The organism is Mycobacteroides abscessus ATCC 19977 (assembly GCF_000069185.1).
Classification (GTDB): Bacteria; Actinomycetota; Actinomycetes; order Mycobacteriales; family Mycobacteriaceae; genus Mycobacterium; species Mycobacterium abscessus.
Map to the genome: position 1 here is coordinate 5,051,324 of NC_010397.1, position 15,849 is coordinate 5,067,172.

20 protein-coding genes are annotated in these 15,849 nt (G+C 63.1%); 8 read left to right on the top strand and 12 right to left on the bottom strand.

Annotated elements, in window-relative coordinates; translation table 11 throughout:
- Positions 1-149: 149 nt before the first annotated feature.
- The 5 genes from sigM (at position 150) to MAB_RS25010 (ending at position 4,516) form a co-directional block, all read left to right on the top strand.
- Entirely contained in the window at positions 150-740 is a 591-nt protein-coding gene (gene sigM / locus MAB_RS24990) for an RNA polymerase sigma factor SigM (protein WP_005079104.1), read from the top strand.
- Between the two features lie 85 nt (positions 741-825).
- Positions 826-1,725, top strand: coding sequence for a hypothetical protein (locus tag MAB_RS24995; protein WP_005095909.1), 900 nt, complete (start codon positions 826-828; stop codon positions 1,723-1,725).
- A gap of 108 nt (positions 1,726-1,833) precedes the next feature.
- Positions 1,834-2,811, top strand: a complete 978-nt coding sequence (trxB, locus tag MAB_RS25000; protein ID WP_005082829.1) for a thioredoxin-disulfide reductase — start codon at positions 1,834-1,836, stop codon at positions 2,809-2,811.
- Positions 2,812-2,841: 30 nt separating this feature from the next.
- Positions 2,842-3,171 carry a thioredoxin gene (trxA, locus tag MAB_RS25005; protein WP_005064559.1) on the top strand — a complete coding sequence of 110 codons (330 nt, stop codon included), beginning with the start codon at positions 2,842-2,844 and terminating at the stop codon, positions 3,169-3,171.
- Between the two features lie 157 nt (positions 3,172-3,328).
- Positions 3,329-4,516 carry an N-acetylmuramoyl-L-alanine amidase gene (locus tag MAB_RS25010; protein ID WP_005064557.1) on the top strand — a complete coding sequence of 396 codons (1,188 nt, stop codon included), beginning with the start codon at positions 3,329-3,331 and terminating at the stop codon, positions 4,514-4,516.
- Positions 4,517-4,558: 42 nt separating this feature from the next.
- Here the strand turns inward: MAB_RS25010 and MAB_RS25015 are convergent, their stop codons facing one another.
- Genes MAB_RS25015 through MAB_RS25025 form a run of 3 tightly spaced genes read right to left on the bottom strand, consistent with a single transcriptional unit; the run spans position 4,559 to position 7,220 of the window.
- Positions 4,559-4,789, bottom strand: a complete 231-nt coding sequence (locus MAB_RS25015; RefSeq protein WP_005087660.1) for a ferredoxin — start codon at positions 4,787-4,789, stop codon at positions 4,559-4,561.
- Positions 4,786-6,381, bottom strand: coding sequence for a cytochrome P450 (locus tag MAB_RS25020; RefSeq protein WP_005112804.1), 1,596 nt, complete (start codon positions 6,379-6,381; stop codon positions 4,786-4,788). The genes MAB_RS25015 and MAB_RS25020 overlap by 4 nt, the downstream gene beginning before the upstream one ends.
- Positions 6,378-7,220 carry a hypothetical protein gene (locus MAB_RS25025; protein ID WP_005112805.1) on the bottom strand — a complete coding sequence of 281 codons (843 nt, stop codon included), beginning with the start codon at positions 7,218-7,220 and terminating at the stop codon, positions 6,378-6,380. The genes MAB_RS25020 and MAB_RS25025 overlap by 4 nt, the downstream gene beginning before the upstream one ends.
- A 143-nt stretch (positions 7,221-7,363) precedes the next feature.
- On the opposite strand from MAB_RS25025, the gene MAB_RS25030 reads away from it, so the two are divergent.
- Positions 7,364-8,005, top strand: coding sequence for a TetR/AcrR family transcriptional regulator (locus MAB_RS25030; protein WP_005082833.1), 642 nt, complete (start codon positions 7,364-7,366; stop codon positions 8,003-8,005).
- Between the two features lie 23 nt (positions 8,006-8,028).
- Entirely contained in the window at positions 8,029-8,955 is a 927-nt protein-coding gene (locus tag MAB_RS25035; protein ID WP_005114859.1) for an MBL fold metallo-hydrolase, read from the top strand.
- A gap of 23 nt (positions 8,956-8,978) precedes the next feature.
- Here MAB_RS25035 and MAB_RS25040 read toward each other — a convergent pair whose 3' ends face one another.
- The 9 genes from MAB_RS25040 to rpmH all read right to left on the bottom strand — a co-directional run bounded on the left by MAB_RS25040 (position 8,979) and on the right by rpmH (position 15,248).
- Positions 8,979-9,695: a hypothetical protein gene (locus MAB_RS25040; RefSeq protein WP_005112809.1), complete on the bottom strand. Its 717-nt coding sequence runs from the start codon at positions 9,693-9,695 to the stop codon at positions 8,979-8,981.
- 254 nt (positions 9,696-9,949) lie between these two features.
- Positions 9,950-10,942, bottom strand: coding sequence for a ParB/RepB/Spo0J family partition protein (locus MAB_RS25045; protein ID WP_005082835.1), 993 nt, complete (start codon positions 10,940-10,942; stop codon positions 9,950-9,952).
- A gap of 64 nt (positions 10,943-11,006) precedes the next feature.
- Positions 11,007-11,882 carry a ParA family protein gene (locus MAB_RS25050; RefSeq protein WP_005095922.1) on the bottom strand — a complete coding sequence of 292 codons (876 nt, stop codon included), beginning with the start codon at positions 11,880-11,882 and terminating at the stop codon, positions 11,007-11,009.
- Between the two features lie 91 nt (positions 11,883-11,973).
- A complete protein-coding gene (gene rsmG / locus MAB_RS25055; protein ID WP_005130546.1) occupies positions 11,974-12,687 on the bottom strand; it encodes a 16S rRNA (guanine(527)-N(7))-methyltransferase RsmG in 714 nt (237 codons plus the stop codon).
- Positions 12,688-12,735: 48 nt separating this feature from the next.
- On the bottom strand, positions 12,736-13,281 hold the full coding sequence (locus MAB_RS25060) for a Jag family protein (RefSeq protein ID WP_005064537.1): 546 nt from the start codon (positions 13,279-13,281) through the stop codon (positions 12,736-12,738).
- Positions 13,282-13,323: 42 nt separating this feature from the next.
- Positions 13,324-14,409 (bottom strand): membrane protein insertase YidC, encoded by a 1,086-nt coding sequence (gene yidC, locus MAB_RS25065; protein ID WP_005112810.1) that lies wholly within the window; start codon positions 14,407-14,409, stop codon positions 13,324-13,326.
- Entirely contained in the window at positions 14,402-14,701 is a 300-nt protein-coding gene (gene yidD, locus MAB_RS25070) for a membrane protein insertion efficiency factor YidD (RefSeq protein WP_005064533.1), read from the bottom strand. The genes yidC and yidD overlap by 8 nt, the downstream gene beginning before the upstream one ends.
- Positions 14,698-15,081, bottom strand: coding sequence for a ribonuclease P protein component (gene rnpA / locus MAB_RS25075; RefSeq protein ID WP_012296830.1), 384 nt, complete (start codon positions 15,079-15,081; stop codon positions 14,698-14,700). The genes yidD and rnpA overlap by 4 nt, the downstream gene beginning before the upstream one ends.
- Before the next feature lie 23 nt (positions 15,082-15,104).
- A complete protein-coding gene (gene rpmH / locus MAB_RS25080; RefSeq protein WP_005072119.1) occupies positions 15,105-15,248 on the bottom strand; it encodes a 50S ribosomal protein L34 in 144 nt (47 codons plus the stop codon).
- Between the two features lie 73 nt (positions 15,249-15,321).
- On the opposite strand from rpmH, the gene MAB_RS25085 reads away from it, so the two are divergent.
- Positions 15,322-15,726, top strand: coding sequence for a hypothetical protein (locus MAB_RS25085; RefSeq protein ID WP_005095931.1), 405 nt, complete (start codon positions 15,322-15,324; stop codon positions 15,724-15,726).
- The last annotated feature ends 123 nt before the right edge of the window (positions 15,727-15,849 follow it).

Consider the following 15,849-nt stretch of genomic DNA (forward strand, 5'->3'; position numbering starts at 1 on the left):
ATGGCAACCTCTCAGTGGGGCGCTGAACTGCGGTTCATGTTGTCCAGTTACGTATATCGCTGTTACGTATTGTTGAAAGTTGTATAACAGTTTGCTGTGGGGCACCGTCGTGGTCGACGGCACCCCCCATTTTTGATTACTGTGCGCGTGTGGGCATGGTTCAGGGGGTTCTCACCACTCCTCAACACTCGGACGCCGAGCTGTTGGCTGCCCATGTCGCCGGTGATCCGTCAGCTTTCGAACAGCTGTTTCGCCGTCATCATCGTCGTCTTTACCGACTCGCCCGGGCCACCAGCCGCACCCCCGAAGATGCCGCCGACGCGCTTCAGGAGGCCATGCTGTCGGCGCACCGGGGAGCTGCCAATTTCCGCAACGACGCCGCGGTAACCAGCTGGCTCTATCGCATCGTGGTGAACGCCTGTCTGGATCGCATGCGTCGCAACAAGGCGCACATTCCCATCGAGCTCGAAGAGGACGTTTACACCCTCGAGGACCCCTCGACCAACGTCGATACCTCGATCGTCATCCAGAAGGCACTGCTACGGCTGCCCGCGGAGCAGCGCGCGGCGGTCATCGCGGTCGATATGCAGGGCTACTCGGTCGCCGATGCCGCTGAACTGCTCGGTGTGCCGGAGGGCACGGTGAAGAGCCGCTGCGCGCGTGCACGCGCACGCCTGGCCGTCGCCCTGCACTACCTGGATAAGGCCGGCTCGGTCGAACCGGAAACCATCGACTACTAACCGTGTATCACCGTGTCACGATCCACCTGCACATTGGGCAACGGTCGTGGCGGGCGGTAGCTGGATATGGGAACAATGAACACAAATGGTCAGCAACCCGCCGGGCGGTGCCGATGACGAAGGTAACCTCGACAAGGTGAACCTCGCCGAGGTGCCGCTGTCACTCGAGGTCTTGGCCGACCTGCACGCCGGTGTCTATGACACCGGCGATTCCAACGTGCTTAGGCAACGCGCAGACCAAGATCCAGACGCACGTCAGACCCTGGCGGCTCTCGATCAGGTGCGTGCGGAGTTGGTGGCGTGGATGGACAGTCCCGCACCCGAGGTGCCCGAGTCCGTCGTCGACGACATCGTTGCCGCATTACGCGCGGAATCCGCCAAGTCCACGTTGCCAGCGATAGCTGCGGATGCGGTACGGCCCGCCGACGTGAGCCTCAACCTGGTCACAGGTCCAGTGCCGCTGGATCATCGGCGCCGCCCGGCGGCAAAGCGTCGCTGGCTGGCCTACTCCGGCGCGGGCCTGGCAGCCGCCGCCTGCGTTGCCGTCGCCATCACCGTCGTCGCTCAGGACAACCAGCGCGCCTCGCAAACCACCACCGCCGTGGCTGGCCCGTCGCTGTCCCAACAGATTGCGCCCAAGACAGCCGCACCGGTGGCGCCAGAATTGCCCGCGCGTGGCGCAGTGGGTCAAACGGCGTTTCCCCTCTCCGGAAATGAGATAACCGCCCTGGTGGGCCGTGCGCCCGCGTTCGGGGAGCTCGATGATGCCGCTCGCCGTGCGTCCTGCCTGACAGGCCTCGGACTCTCCGCCTCCACACCTGTCCTCGGTGCGCAGACCCTCGATATCGACGGGCCCGCGGTGCTGATGGTGCTTCCCGCCGAACGTCCCGGTGAACTGTTGGCGGTGGCCGTGCGCCCCGGCTGCAGTCAGACCGATCCGCAGCGTGTGGCCCAGACCCGAATCGGTGCCACACCTAGCCGGTAGATCTCCCACCGCCCGCCGGGCGTGGAACATCCCGCTCTAGGCTGTTGTTTTAGCATTCGCACGGCCTAGTTGGATCAGGCACATCAGATCGCCTCAGAAGGGAACCGCATGTCTCAGGCTCCGTCGACCGGGACCGAATCGGACGTTCACGAGCTCATCATCATCGGCTCTGGACCCGCTGGGTACACCGCGGCGGTCTATGCGGCCCGCGCGCAGCTCAAGCCGATCGTGTTCGAGGGCACCCAATTCGGTGGCGCCTTGATGACCACCACCGAGGTCGAGAACTACCCCGGCTTCCGCGAGGGAATCATGGGCCCTGACCTGATGGATCAGATGCGCGAACAGGCCATCCGCTTCGGCGCCGACCTCCGCACCGAGGACGTCGACGAGGTCTCCCTGCGGGGCCCCGTGAAGACCGTCACCGTCGGCGACGAGGTATACCGTGCGCGAGCCGTCATCCTGGCGATGGGTGCGGCACCGCGGTACCTGGGGGTGCCAGGGGAGGACACCCTGCTGGGACGCGGCGTCAGCTCCTGTGCCACCTGCGATGGATTCTTCTTCAAGGATCAGGACATCGCCGTCATCGGCGGCGGAGACTCCGCGATGGAAGAAGCGACATTCCTCACACGATTTGCCCGCAGCGTTACCCTGATCCACCGCCGCGACGAGTTCCGTGCCTCCAAGATCATGCTGGAACGCGCCTACGCCGACCCCAAGATCACGGTGCTCACCAACACCAAGATCGTCGGGGTGGAGGGAACCGACTCGGTCACCGGACTCAAGTTGGAGAACACCGTGACCGGCCAAGCCTCGGAGCTGCCCGTCACCGGTATGTTCGTCGCCGTCGGCCACGACCCGCGCAGCGAACTCGTGAAGGATGTCGTTGACGTCGACCCCGATGGGTACGTGTTGGTGCGCGATCGCAGCACCTACACCTCCGTGGAGGGTGTGTTCGCCGCCGGAGACTTGGTGGACCGCACCTACCGGCAAGCGGTAACCGCCGCTGGAAGTGGTTGTGCTGCAGCCATTGACGCCGAGCGCTGGCTAGCCGAGACCGCACATTCCCAGACCCTCATTGAGGCCTAGCGCCCCCCTGCCACAGACAAAAGGAGAATTATGAGCGACCACGCGACCGTTACCGTCACCGACGACTCGTTCCAGGAAGACGTTGTGTCCAGCAACAAACCTGTGCTGGTCGATTTCTGGGCGACCTGGTGCGGGCCCTGCAAGATGGTGGCGCCCGTACTGGAGGAGATCGCCAAGGACCACGGCGAAGCACTCACCATCGCCAAACTCGACGTGGACGCCAACCCGGAGACCGCCCGCGCATTTCAGGTGACTTCGATCCCAACGCTGATCCTGTTCCAAAACGGTGAGGCAACCAAGCGGATCGTCGGTGCCAAGAGCAAGTCGGCGTTGCTGCGTGAGCTAGACGGCGTCGTCTAACCTGCCCAACGTCGGTCACATAACCGGCCCGGGAGTTTCGCTCATCGCCTAGGCATCTGAGACAATATTGCCGTCCCGACGGCGGGCAGCTGCTCTCGGCGTCGGTAGCAGTGCGGTTTCCTTATATACGGCTGCGAAAGGCTGCGAAAGGCGGAGTATGACGACAGGCGCGTCGAACATTCGCCACGGCGATCGAGGCCCGGCCGTCACCGAGGTGCGCGAGGTGCTGACAGCCCTCGGGTTCCTGGAGGACCCCGACGAGGTCCTGGCGACCGGTCGGCACGTCATGGTCGATCGCTTTGACGCGACACTGGACGACGCCGTGCGCGCGTTTCAGCAGTGCCGGGGCCTGTTGGTCGACGGCATCGTCGGACCCGCGACCTACCGCACGCTCAAAGAAGCCTCCTACCGGCTCGGGGCGCGCACACTCTTCCATCAGTTCTCCGCACCCATGTACGGCGACGATGTCGCCACCCTGCAGAAGCGCCTGCAAGATCTGGGTTTCTACACCGGTCTGGTCGACGGGAACTTCGGCCTACAGACCTACAACTCGCTCATGTCCTACCAGCGCGAGTACGGGCTGACCGCCGACGGCATCTGCGGGCCCGAAACGTTGCGGTCCTTCCAACTGCTGGGCCGCCACGTGACCGGCGGCTCAGCGCACGCGATCCGGGAGACCGAGCACGTACGCAACGCCGGTCCGCAGCTGTCCGGCAAGCGCATCGTGATCGACCCCGGCCTCGGTGGCGGCGATCGTGGCCGCATCGTCCCGGGTCGCGAGGGCCCCACCAGCGAGGCGGACATCTTGTGGGACTTGGCGAGTCGTCTTGAGGGCCGCATGACCGCGATCGGGATGGACACCTACATCTCGCGCGCCATACAGAACAACCCCACCGATGTCGAGCGAGCCACCTACGCCAACAATGTGGGTGCCGATCTGATGATCAGTCTCCGCTTCGACGCACAGCCCACGGTGGCCGCCAGCGGTGTCGCGTCCTACCACTTCGGCAACCTACATGGCTCCGTCTCCACCATCGGACACATGCTTGCCGACTTCATTCAGCGAGAAGTGGCCGCGCGCACTGGATTACGAGACTGTCGCGCCCATGGCCGCACCTGGGATCTCCTCCGTCTCACCCGGATGCCCACCGTGCAGGTGGATATCGGGTACATCACCTCCCCCCACGATGTCTCCATTCTCAGCTCTGCTCACTACCGGGACGTGGTAGCCGAGTCGATTCTGGCCGCAGTGAAGCGGGTATACCTGCTCGGCAAGAACGACCGCCCCACCGGCACGTTCACTTTCGACGAGCTGCTGGCTCACGAATTGTCGGCAGGAAGCTGATCTTTCGAGGTCCGAGAGTTCCCATGGTTCCCGCGGCTTTCGTCACTGTGACGCAGGATGTATCTCGATGGCGGCCGCCGGGCACACGTGAGCCGCGTCGGCCGCCTCCCGGGCTTGCTCCCCGGACAGCACTCCCTTGTGCAACGGCACGGCCGTGCCGTCCACATCCGCACCAAACAGATCGGGATGTTGTGCAACGCAATACCCTGACCCCATGCACAGATCTTGATCGACGCTCACCGAGGAACTGCTGTCGGGCGGACTCACGATCACACCGTCGTCAAGGTAACAGGCAACCCACCCTCGAGAGTTACCGAGAAATTGAAGTGGTGCTTTGGTTTCCAGCCTTCCGGTAACGCCAAACGATAGCGCTGGAAGATGATCGCCAGCAGGAACTGCGCATTCATATAAGCCATACCCGTGCCGAGACAGTGGTGCCTACCCGATCCAAATGGCATGAACGCCAACCGCGGTCGGCTTCTGGCTGCGACCTCGTCCATGAACCGGTTCGGGTCGTACGTATCAGGGTCGGCCCACCACCGCGGATCCCGATGGATCGAATACAGGGAAGGCCCGACGATGGTGTGTTTCGGGATGAAGTATCCGCCGATAACGTCGTCGTCCATCGCAAACCGAGGATTCAGCGGATGGCCCTGAAGTCGTTGGCCCTCATCGAAACATGCCTTGGCCCAAGCTAATTTGGGCAGATCATCCGGTGTCGGCAGCGCGCCAGCCAAGCCATCCACCTCGGCGTACAACCGTCTCAGGTGCTCAGGGTGCCCCAACAACAGCGCAAGTGTCCACGACAACGATGCCACGACTGTCTCATATCCACCCGCCATCAGAATCATCAACTCCATGCTCAGATCTCGTTCCGAGAGCTGGCTTCCGTCGTCGTAGCTCGCCTCCAGGAGGAGGCTCAGCAGATCTGGTGTCTCGATCGGATTCTTACGTCGCTGCTGGATCAAGCGTCGCGTCAATCGCCACAGCCGCCACATAGACCGCGGTGCCGATTCCCGCCCCGGTAGCGGCAGGACACTGGGCAGCGGGCTCATCATTGTCACCGATGCCATCAGCGACATGAAAGTTCTTAGATCTACGTCGGTTTCACTAATCTCCTGTTCGGTGATAGTCGACGAGAACATCGCACGGAGAAAGGCCGGCAGGGTCACTTGCGCGATTGCGTGCTGTAGATCCACGACCTGGCCGGTATCGGCCCAGCATGCCCACCGGTCGACCCGCCGGACAAACTCGTCCGCGATCACCTCTGCCACCCGCGCCAGATGACGGCGTCCGAACATCGGCATGAGCATTCGGCGGCGCTGCCGGAACTTGTCCCCCTCCAGCATCGGAATCGCCGCTCCGATCACGCCCATAGCCGCCTGGCCCGGTCCGATCATGCTGTATCTGCCCACCGGGTCATCCATCACCTGGCTCGCGTAATCCGGATGGTTGACCACCACGATGCTGCCGCCCAACGGGAATGGAACCCGATACACATCACCGAATTCCCGTGCACAGCGGCGAAAGAACTCGAACGGTTCACGCCGCATCTCCGGCACGCTGCCTACAACGGGGTGCCCCACCGGGCCGGGCGGCGTGAGCGCCGGACTCCCCACACCCCTGACGATGCTGGAGGCCAACGGAAAACTGGCACGAGTCAGCCACCACGGATCTTTGCGCGAGTATTCGAATCTTTGGCGGGCTCTTGCGATCTCGTTGACCTCATGGACCGAGGGATTCAATGGCAGCGGGCCCCACTGCCCTGCCAGCTCGCGCGGGAAGTCGCCAAACCCGGTAGGGCCGTCCTGGTGAGGCTCTGCCGGGCAGCCCCGCGTGACTTCCTTTCCCACCAGCTCGGTCATGCTGCGGGTACCGATTGCCGGGCAGCGGTGCGGACCGGACCCAGCACCTTGGTGCCGACCTCGTCTCGGTACCGCTGGCACGTGGGTGAGTACGCGGCGATCGCGACGGCCAGCAGATTCAGGGTCGTGGACAACCCCGCCAGGCCCCACGATGGCAGCGGCGCCAGACCCAGGTGAATCGCGAAATAGTTCGGCAGAGTACAGACGATGGTGTAGGCGAGATAAGCGGCTGGCGCAACGAATGGTATTACTGCCCAACGGTATCCGCGCATGCGAGGCCGGATAGCAACCAGTACCCAAGCGATGATCACCAGGAAGCCGCCGTTCTGCACGAGGCTCGGCAGCGGCACCCCGAAGACCAGCGCGTTATTGCTGTAGTACCTCATCAGTCCGAAGTGGCTGTTGACCATTTCCCCGATACACTCGGCGATTCCGAACACCAGCGCGAACACGATGAGTGTCCAAGCGGCCCAACCTTTCTTGATCATTTCGTACACAACCAGCGCCGTCGGCGCAGTGCCCACCCACACCAGGGGGACGAAGATCGGCAGCGGCCGGTCGGCGATGATCACATAGGGCAGGGTGTTGGTCATGTAGGTGGTTGCACCGATCACGTCGAGCCACGGCTCGACGAAGTAGGGCAGGATCGTCACTCCGCTGAGCATGATGAGCCAGTACATCAGCGCGTCCTCGTGCTTACGAATGGTCATCCAGCCGACCCATGCTGCCGAAATCATCAGGCAGACAACAAGAACCGCCACCACGGTCCAGGCCCACCAGGGTTCACCGTGAATCACCGGTGGTGGCCCCCACTCCGCACCCGCGCTCAACCGTGTCATCACCTATGTCCTTTCACCGTCACCGAGCGGTCTAGTCGGACACTAATGTCTAGTTCAAGACTAAGTCAATCACTTTGAGACAAATGATTCCGCTAAACGACACGTGTCGCCTCAGAGAGTCTTTGTGGACTATCCTCAGCCGCATGGAGGACCCCGCGGAACCGCCGATCCGGATGGCGGATCGGCAGCGCGCTCGACGTAGCGAGCTCGTCAAGGAAGAGGTGGTCGAGGCCGCCCTCGCCGAGTTCTCGGAACGCGGCTATCACCAAACATCGATCGCACACATCGCGGAACGCCTCGGCACAGGGCACTCGATGTTCTACCGGTACTTCACCAACAAGCGCGATATCCTCGAACACGTCGTGCAACACGCCACGCAACGCACCATCGAGACCCTCAGCCACACATTGCCCGGACGCATCACATCACTGAACGAATTTCATGATTTCTCAGTGAATCTCGGACTTGCCTACATCGATTTGGTGGTGGCGGATCCGCGGCTTTCCCGCCTGCTACTGCAACAGGGTGCCGCTGTAGATGCAGAGATGACCGCTCAGTTCTGCGGCGTGTTCGACGCCGGCGCTGCGGTGCTCGGAGGTCTTTTGCGCGATGGGATCGAATCCGGTTACGTCCGAGAGGATATCGACGTCGAAGCCGTCGCAGATTCAGTGGTCGGCATCCCGCTGGGCATCCTCGCCCGCTACGGACACGAACCGAATCAGGACATCCTCGCAGCGAGGGTACGCGCCACCGCGGATCTCGTGTGCCGCGGCATCGCGCCCTGAAGGGAATACTCCCCTCTCGCCAGATGTTTTCCGCGGCTGTGCGGACTTTCACTGTCGGCGACGCAACCGTCACTCAGCTCACCGAACTGGATGTGTGGCCCATCAAGCCGCATCACTGGTATCCGGCTCTCTCCGAAGAGCAACTCGTATTCGCACGGGCCAACTACGCACCGTCCGCCGTGTCCGACGATGGCTCCGAACTCATCTTCGCGATCCACAACTACGTCATCGAGCTCGCTGACACCATCATCGTGGTCGACACCTGCTCGGGTAATCACAAGAACCGGCCGCTGTTCGCGGACCTCCACATGCTCAATACCGACTACCTGACCCGTCTCGAACAGTCCGGATACTCGCCCGAAGCCGTCGATATCGTCGTCAACACTCACCTGCATCTGGACCATTGCGGTTGGAACACTCGCCTGGTTGAGGGCACATGGCGGCCCACCTTCCCTGCCGCCACCTACCTTTTCCATCACACCGAACTCAAATACATTCGGGCCCAGTGGGAATCAGCACCCATTGACCAGTGGCAGGACAACGGCGGCTGGGTCTACGAGGACAGCATCCTGCCCGTTCTGGAACACGCGCCGTACGGTTTCGTGAAATCGGGACAGGTGCTGCACTCTTACGGCTCCACCCATATTCGCGCACTCGATGCGGGCGGACATACTCCCGGGCACGTAGCGATCGAGGTTCGTGCCGCGGATACCGGCTTGCTCATCGCCGGTGATGCACTCCATCACCCTATGCAGGCACAATTTCCGGACCTACCCTTCTACGCTGACGCCGATCCGGCTCAGGCCGTCGCCACCCGTCGCGCACTGCTCGGACGGTGCGCCGACGAAAACCTCAAGCTCCTCACCGCACACTTCCCTGCACATTCACCGCTGGGTGTGCGCCGCAGCGGTGCCGCGTTCACATGGGACGGCTCTCGGGCGATCGATTGAGCAGCCAACTCTGTTGGCCCCGCCTAGAACCCGGCACCCACCACCGGTCCAGCGCCGGCATGCTGCGGGATCTGCACCGATTCCAGCAGGCGTTCCAGTGCGGCCTCCACTTCCGCCTTCCAGCCAAGCCCTCGATCCAGCTCCAGCCGTAGCCGCGGAAAGTGCTGGTGCGGAGCGACCACCGTAAAGCCGACATCCTTCAAGAAGTCCACGTCGATCATGCACTGCTCAATGGTGCACTCCCCCAGCACATCCGGGGCTTCGGAATGTCTCGCCAGCGATCCTTCACACAGGTCCAGCGCTTCGGCGGTGCGTCCGAAGGCCTCCAACGCGCGCACACCTCGGCGGACCAATTCGGCGACCACGTTGGCGATGATGCTGTGCGGCAGACCATCTGACTCATGTCCCGGCTCTACCCCGAGCGAGGTCAACAGAATCGCATCCGCGCTGACAGGTGCCGTGGGAAATAGCCGGGCACGGGGCACAACACCGGGCGGCGCGTACAGCGCGTATCCCGCAGTGGTCGGCCGCGATTGCGGACCGGTTACCGCGACCTGACCGCACGACCCCCACTCAAGCATGACCATCGAAAGCCAGGCTTCCTTCTCGAATTCAGGATCCGAGAGATGCTGACCATCTCCGACGGTAGCGGGGTCCACTTCCCAGAAGACACACCGCCGGGCATGCTTGGGCAGCTGCTCGAAACCATCGAGCCGCAGGGGAACGATCCGAGCCGACACTGGTTTTGTACGCCTCCACGTCCGGTCAACATGGTGCGCGGTACGCCTCATGCGTCCGGCAACCCTTCAAGGATATGCGAAATTTCTGGTTTGGCACCCGGCAGCCCGGTCACGATCGGCTAAATCCGCCGCCATGGCCCCCTCCGCACAGATGCGTGCACTGCGGGGCCGAAAACCCTGAGTTACCAACTACTTTCGCGCGAGCGCCAGAAGCCGGCGGGCTTCACGTCACAGTGACGTTTCTCCCCTGAGGGTTAGGACGTGCCCTCGCCGGACATCAAATCGACAATTCGTTGCAAATCATCGACAGAACCGAACTCGACAACGATCTTGCCCTTGCGCTTCCCGAGACTGACCGTCACGCGGGTATCGAAGGTGCCCGAGAGCCTCTCGGCGACATCCTGCAGACCAGGCATCTGCATCGGCTTGCGACGCGGCGCGGGCTTCGGGGCATCGCTACGGTTGGCGAGCGTCACGGCCTCCTCGGCGGCCCGTACCGACATCCCCTCCGCCACGATGCGCGCGGCCAGTTCTTCCTGCGCTCCTGCTCCCCCTTCGAGGGCAAGCAAGGCGCGTGCATGGCCGGCCGACAAGACGCCCGCTGCCACCCGACGCTGCACGGCAATGGGGAGGCGCAGCAGGCGGATCATGTTCGAGATGACCGGACGCGACCGACCGATTCGCGCGGCCAGCTCCTCATGGGTGACTTCGAACTCGTCGAGAAGCTGTTGGTAGGCCGCCGCCTCCTCCAGTGGGTTCAGCTGTGCGCGGTGAATGTTCTCCAGCAGCGCGTCACGGAGGAGGTTGTCATCCGCGGTCTCCCGCACAATTGCCGGGATGGTGTCCAGACCCGCCTCTTGTGTGGCGCGCCAACGCCGCTCCCCCATCACCAATTGGTAGTCACCGTCGTCGACCACGCGCACCACGATCGGCTGCATCACGCCGAACTCACGGATCGAATGAACCAGCTCCGCCAGCGCCTCCTCATCGAACACCTGGCGGGGCTGCTTGGGATTCGGCTTGATGGCGGTTACTGGAATCTCGCGGTAGACCGCACCGATATCGGCCGCTGGTGTGGCCGCCGGCGCTGCCGGCGCCGGGCCACCTCCGATGACTACGTCGGCGGCGGCGGCACCCAGACTTGGGCCCGCCGGTGCCGACGAGCCGTCCACCGGGGCGGTGGGAATGAGCGACGCCAGGCCGCGACCGAGTCCGCCCTTACGCCGTGATGATGCCGACTGACTCATCGATTACTTCTCCCTTTTCGCATCCGCTCCGCACAAGTGATGATTTTTCCGTAGCACACCCCGCTCATTGCGGATCACTCGCCGACGAGCTCGGCCGCTGGGCGAGTTCGCGCGCTGCATCGAGATAGCTCAACGCGCCACGTGAACCCGGATCGTATTCAAGAACACTGGTTCCGTACCCCGGTGCTTCCGACACCTTGACGCTACGCGGGATGACCGAACCCAGTACCTTCGGGCCGAAGTGGCCCCGCACCTCATCCGCCACTTGGTCGGCCAGCTTGGTCCGGCCGTCATACATGGTGAGCAAGATCGTCGACACATGCAGCGCCGGGTTGAGATGTGCTTGGACAAGTTCGATGTTGCGCAGCAGCTGGCCCACCCCTTCCAATGCGTAGTACTCGCACTGGATGGGGATCAACACTTCGTTGGCGGCAACGAGCGCATTGACCGTCAACAGACCGAGCGATGGCGGGCAATCAATGAAGACGAAGTCGAACGCATCGGCCGGGAGACCGGCGATCGCCGAACGCAACCGCCCTTCGCGCGCGACCATCGAAACCAGCTCGATCTCGGCACCGGCAAGGTCGATCGTCGCCGGAACGCAGAAGAGGTGCTCGCTCTGCGGGCTGGACTGAATCGCGTCCTGAATGGGTATCTCGCCAAGGAGTACCTCGTACGACGAGGGGGTGCCCGCGCGGTGGTCGGCACCCAGTGCGGTGCTTGCGTTGCCTTGGGGGTCCAAATCGATCACCAGAACATTGAGCCCCTGCAGTGCCATCGCCGCCGCAAGGTTCACCGCAGTGGTGGTCTTGCCGACGCCGCCCTTCTGATTGGCGATCGTCAGCATCCGCCGATGTGCGGGCTTCGGTAGTCGGACCGAGCCTTGCTTCAACTGAGTCGCTCGCTGCGCCGCGGCGCCGATGGGAGTCTCGGATTCCACGAACTCCGTGGGCGCCCGGTGGCCGTCACTCGCTGCGCCGGTTTCACGTGAAACATCGTCGCTACTCACTGTCGTCTCCTTGATCGGATGCTCATCGGCTCCGCTTCCGCGAACCGCCGCGGGAGCTTCCCCGCTGCCGGTTTCCGTCGCATTCTTTCCGCCGCGCGACCACCACCGTGGTGGGCGAATCGAGGTACCGCGTGCCACACTGCACCACCCTCACATCGTCGGCGCCGAGCTGACCCAGCGCGCTGCCGTACTGCTCTACTTCATCCTCTGCACGATCACCTTTGATCGCCAACATCCGTCCGCCGATCCGCGTCAAAGGAAGAGACCAGCGGGCGATCTTGTCCAATGCCGCGACCGCCCGGGACGTCACCGCGTCCGCCCCGCCAACCTCGGCGATAACAGCGGGCTCCTCTGCCCTACCCCGCACCACCGACACATTGGTCAGCCCCAGCTGCTCGATCATTTCACGGAGAAACTCCGTGCGCCGAAGCATCGGCTCGACGAGAACGATACCGACATCTGGCCGCGCGATACCTAGGGGAATTCCCGGTAGCCCGGCGCCGCTCCCGACGTCAATAACTCGCTCCCCCGCCTCGAGTAGCTCCCCGAGGACAGCGCTGTTAAGAATGTGGCGCCCCCACAATCGACCCGTCTCGCGGGGTCCGATCAGACCTCGCTCCACGCCGATTGTGGCGAGCGCCGCTACATACTCGACCGCCCGGGCAAGCCGCTCACCGAACACCTCGGCAGCGGCCTCCGGCACCGGGAGGGTCTCGCCGTGTTTCACGTGAAACATTCCTCCCGGAGCGCGGCCACAGAATTACATGGATGAGATTTGGTGGCGTCAGTCGTGCAGAACGACGACGCGACGCGACGGCTCCACGCCCTCGCTCTCGCTGTGCACACCGTCGACGGCGGCAACCGCGTCGTGCACGATCTTTCGCTCGAACGGGGTCATCGGAGCAAGCTCCTCACGCTCGCCCGACTCCAGCACCTGCTTGGCGATCTTGGTACCCAGCGCGGCCAGCTCGTCGCGGCGGCGGCCTCGCCAGTTCGCGATGTCGAGCATGAGCCTGCTGCGTTCACCCGACTTCTGCTGAACCGCGAGCCGAGTCAACTCCTGCAGGGCGTCCAGCACCTCGCCCTTACGACCGACGAGCTTCGACAGGTCGCTGCCGCCGTCGATACTGACAATCGCACGGTCACCCTCGACATCCAGATCGATGTCACCATCGAAGTCCAGGAGGTCCAGCAGCTCCTCCAGGTAGTCGCCGGCGATCTCGCCCTCGGCGACCAGACGCTCCTCAAGGTCGGCCGTGCGCGGCTCGGCCTCCGGGGCGGCGGTCTCCTCGGCCGTGGTCTCTTCGGCTTGAGTGTCCAGATCGGTCATCGTTCTTCTCCCTCTGTCACGCCCGTACAGAATCGCGGGCGGCTAGCGCTTGCGGCGACGATCGGGCCGCGCACCCGGCTTCGGGGTACGGCTCGTCGTGCCTGATCCATTTGTTGAATTCGGGGAAGCCGGTCCCCCGCTGTCCTCGTCCGTGCCGGTGGACTCCACGACCTCCGGGCTCGCATCCGAGTCGTCTGCTTGTTCGGCCGGCTGGCTCTTGCCACGCGTCGGCTTGGCACCCGGCTTGGGAGCGTTGGCCGCGCGCCGCTCCAGATCCGCCTGCTTCTTTTCTTCCTCTTCCTTGGCGATTCTGTTGAAGACGTAGTGCTGCTGTCCGAACGTCCAAATGTTGTTCGACACCCAATACAGGATGATCGCGATCGGCAGGAACGGTCCACCGACCACCACGCCGAGCGGGAACACGTACAGCGCCAGCCGGTTCATGATCTGGGTCTGCGGATTGGCCTGCGCCTCGGGGCTCTGCCGCGCGATCGATGCCCGGCTATTGAAGTAGGTCGCGACACCCGCGATGATCATCAGCGGGATGGATACCCCTGCCACGGCAAGTCTATTGAACTCGGTGAAGGCGTCCAGACCCGTCGTCTGAATCATGGTGGCGCCCAATGGTGCACCGAACAGGTTCGCGTCCAAGAAGTTGGCCACGTCATTGGCGCTGAAGAAATAGTTTCCCGTCGCGCGGTTCGCTTCCACCGTCATATGCACCTGACCGAAACCACCGGTGGTTCGGTTGAAGGATCTCAGCACATGGAACAGCCCCAGGAATACCGGGATCTGCGCCAGCATCGGCAGACACCCGAGAATCGGGTTGAATCCGTGTTCGCGTTGCAGCTTCTGCATCTCCAGCGCCATGCGCTGACGGTCATTCTTGTACTTCTTCTGTAGCGCCTTGATCTGCGGCTGCAGCTCCTGCATCTGCCGGGTGGTCCGGATCTGCCGCACGAAAGGCTTGTACAGGATCGCCCGCAACGTGAACACCAGGAACATCACCGACAGTGCCCAGGCGAAGAAGTTCTTGGGGCCCAGCAGGTAGGCGAATAGCTTGTACCAAACCCACATGATCCCGGAGACCGGGTAATAGATGAACCCGAGGTTGAACCAATCAAACATCCGCTGTGCTCCTCCGCACGCTCGCGTGCTCTCGACCCCGATCCTCTGGGTCCCCGTGCTCGGTATGGCGTTCCGGGACTGGGTCCCATCCGCCGTGATGCCACGGTCCACACTTCAATAGCCGAATCGTGGCCAACCAGCCGCCGCGGATCAGGCCATGCGCCGTCAACGCCTCTACCGCGTACTGGCTACAGGTCGGCATGAACCGGCAACTGGGCAGCCGCATCGGCGAGATCCAGGTCTGATACAGACGAATCAAAAAGATCACGGCTCGCGCCGGGCGGCTTTTCATCGTTGCCGCTCTGCTGCCGGTTCCTGCCGTCGTGCCGAACGATCGATTCCGTCTCGCAATTGCTGACGCAGGCTTGCCGAGAGCGCCGTGCTGCTGCTGGGCAGCGCTCTGATCACCATGCGATCTACCGGCTCGAGTTTGGGCAGTAATTCCGCGGCCGCATGCCGAAGCCGACGCGAGACCCGATGACGTACGACCGCCCCGCCCACCGACTTTCCGACGATCAGACCCACCTTGGGGCCCTCAACCTGCTCACAAGCAGAATCAGGACAACCGCGCCGAAGATGAATCACCAAGTCCGCGTGGGTAGTTCGCACTCCACGCTTGACGGTCTGTCGGAATTCGGATGATTTGGTCATCCGGTGTCGAGTCGGCAACACCGACTACCACCCGCGCCCGAAACTCAGGCGGTCAGTTCCCGACGGCCCTTACGACGCCGGCCGGCAATGATGGCGCGACCCGCGCGGGTACGCATGCGCAACCGGAAACCGTGGGTGCGTGCGCGACGCCGATTGTTTGGCTGGAAGGTCCGCTTGCCCTTTGCCACCGCTACTACTCCTTCATGTCCATCACGTTCTCGACCACCATCGCTCCCGTCGCCGAATCACGACGCTTGCGATGTGTTGAGACGCATCAGTCCGTTGGTACTTCTCACTCGCCACCGGCGCGGTACCTACGGAATCCTGGGTTTCATCCCTGATGACGTGCGGGTCGCGGCCGTGCCGCCGACGTTCGGGCGACTGTTTGAGGGTACTGACCTGCTCGACGCCGGTCAAACTGATCACAGACGTCACACGCGTATCCCCTCGGCACAGGAGTCTGTCACCTTTACGAAAGTTGTCATCCATGTCTTTGGATCGGTTGGCGGGGCGATACAAAAACTGTTAGCTTCTGCGAATGCCGTTTCCACCGGGCGCATGCATCGGAACCATCCACACTGGCCGATGCCGATCGCGGTCGGACACCGACTAGCCGGTCCCCCGGAGCAGGTGATCCGACATGATCTCCTGGTATACGCACACTGACCACCATGGGGGTGGTCGGCTTTGTTGTCCACAGCTGTGGATAACCGTGTGGAAACCCACGACCGATCGTTCAAAAGGGGCTAGTGTCGACGTGTCCCCACCAGCTGAGAGAGATGCTCGCCG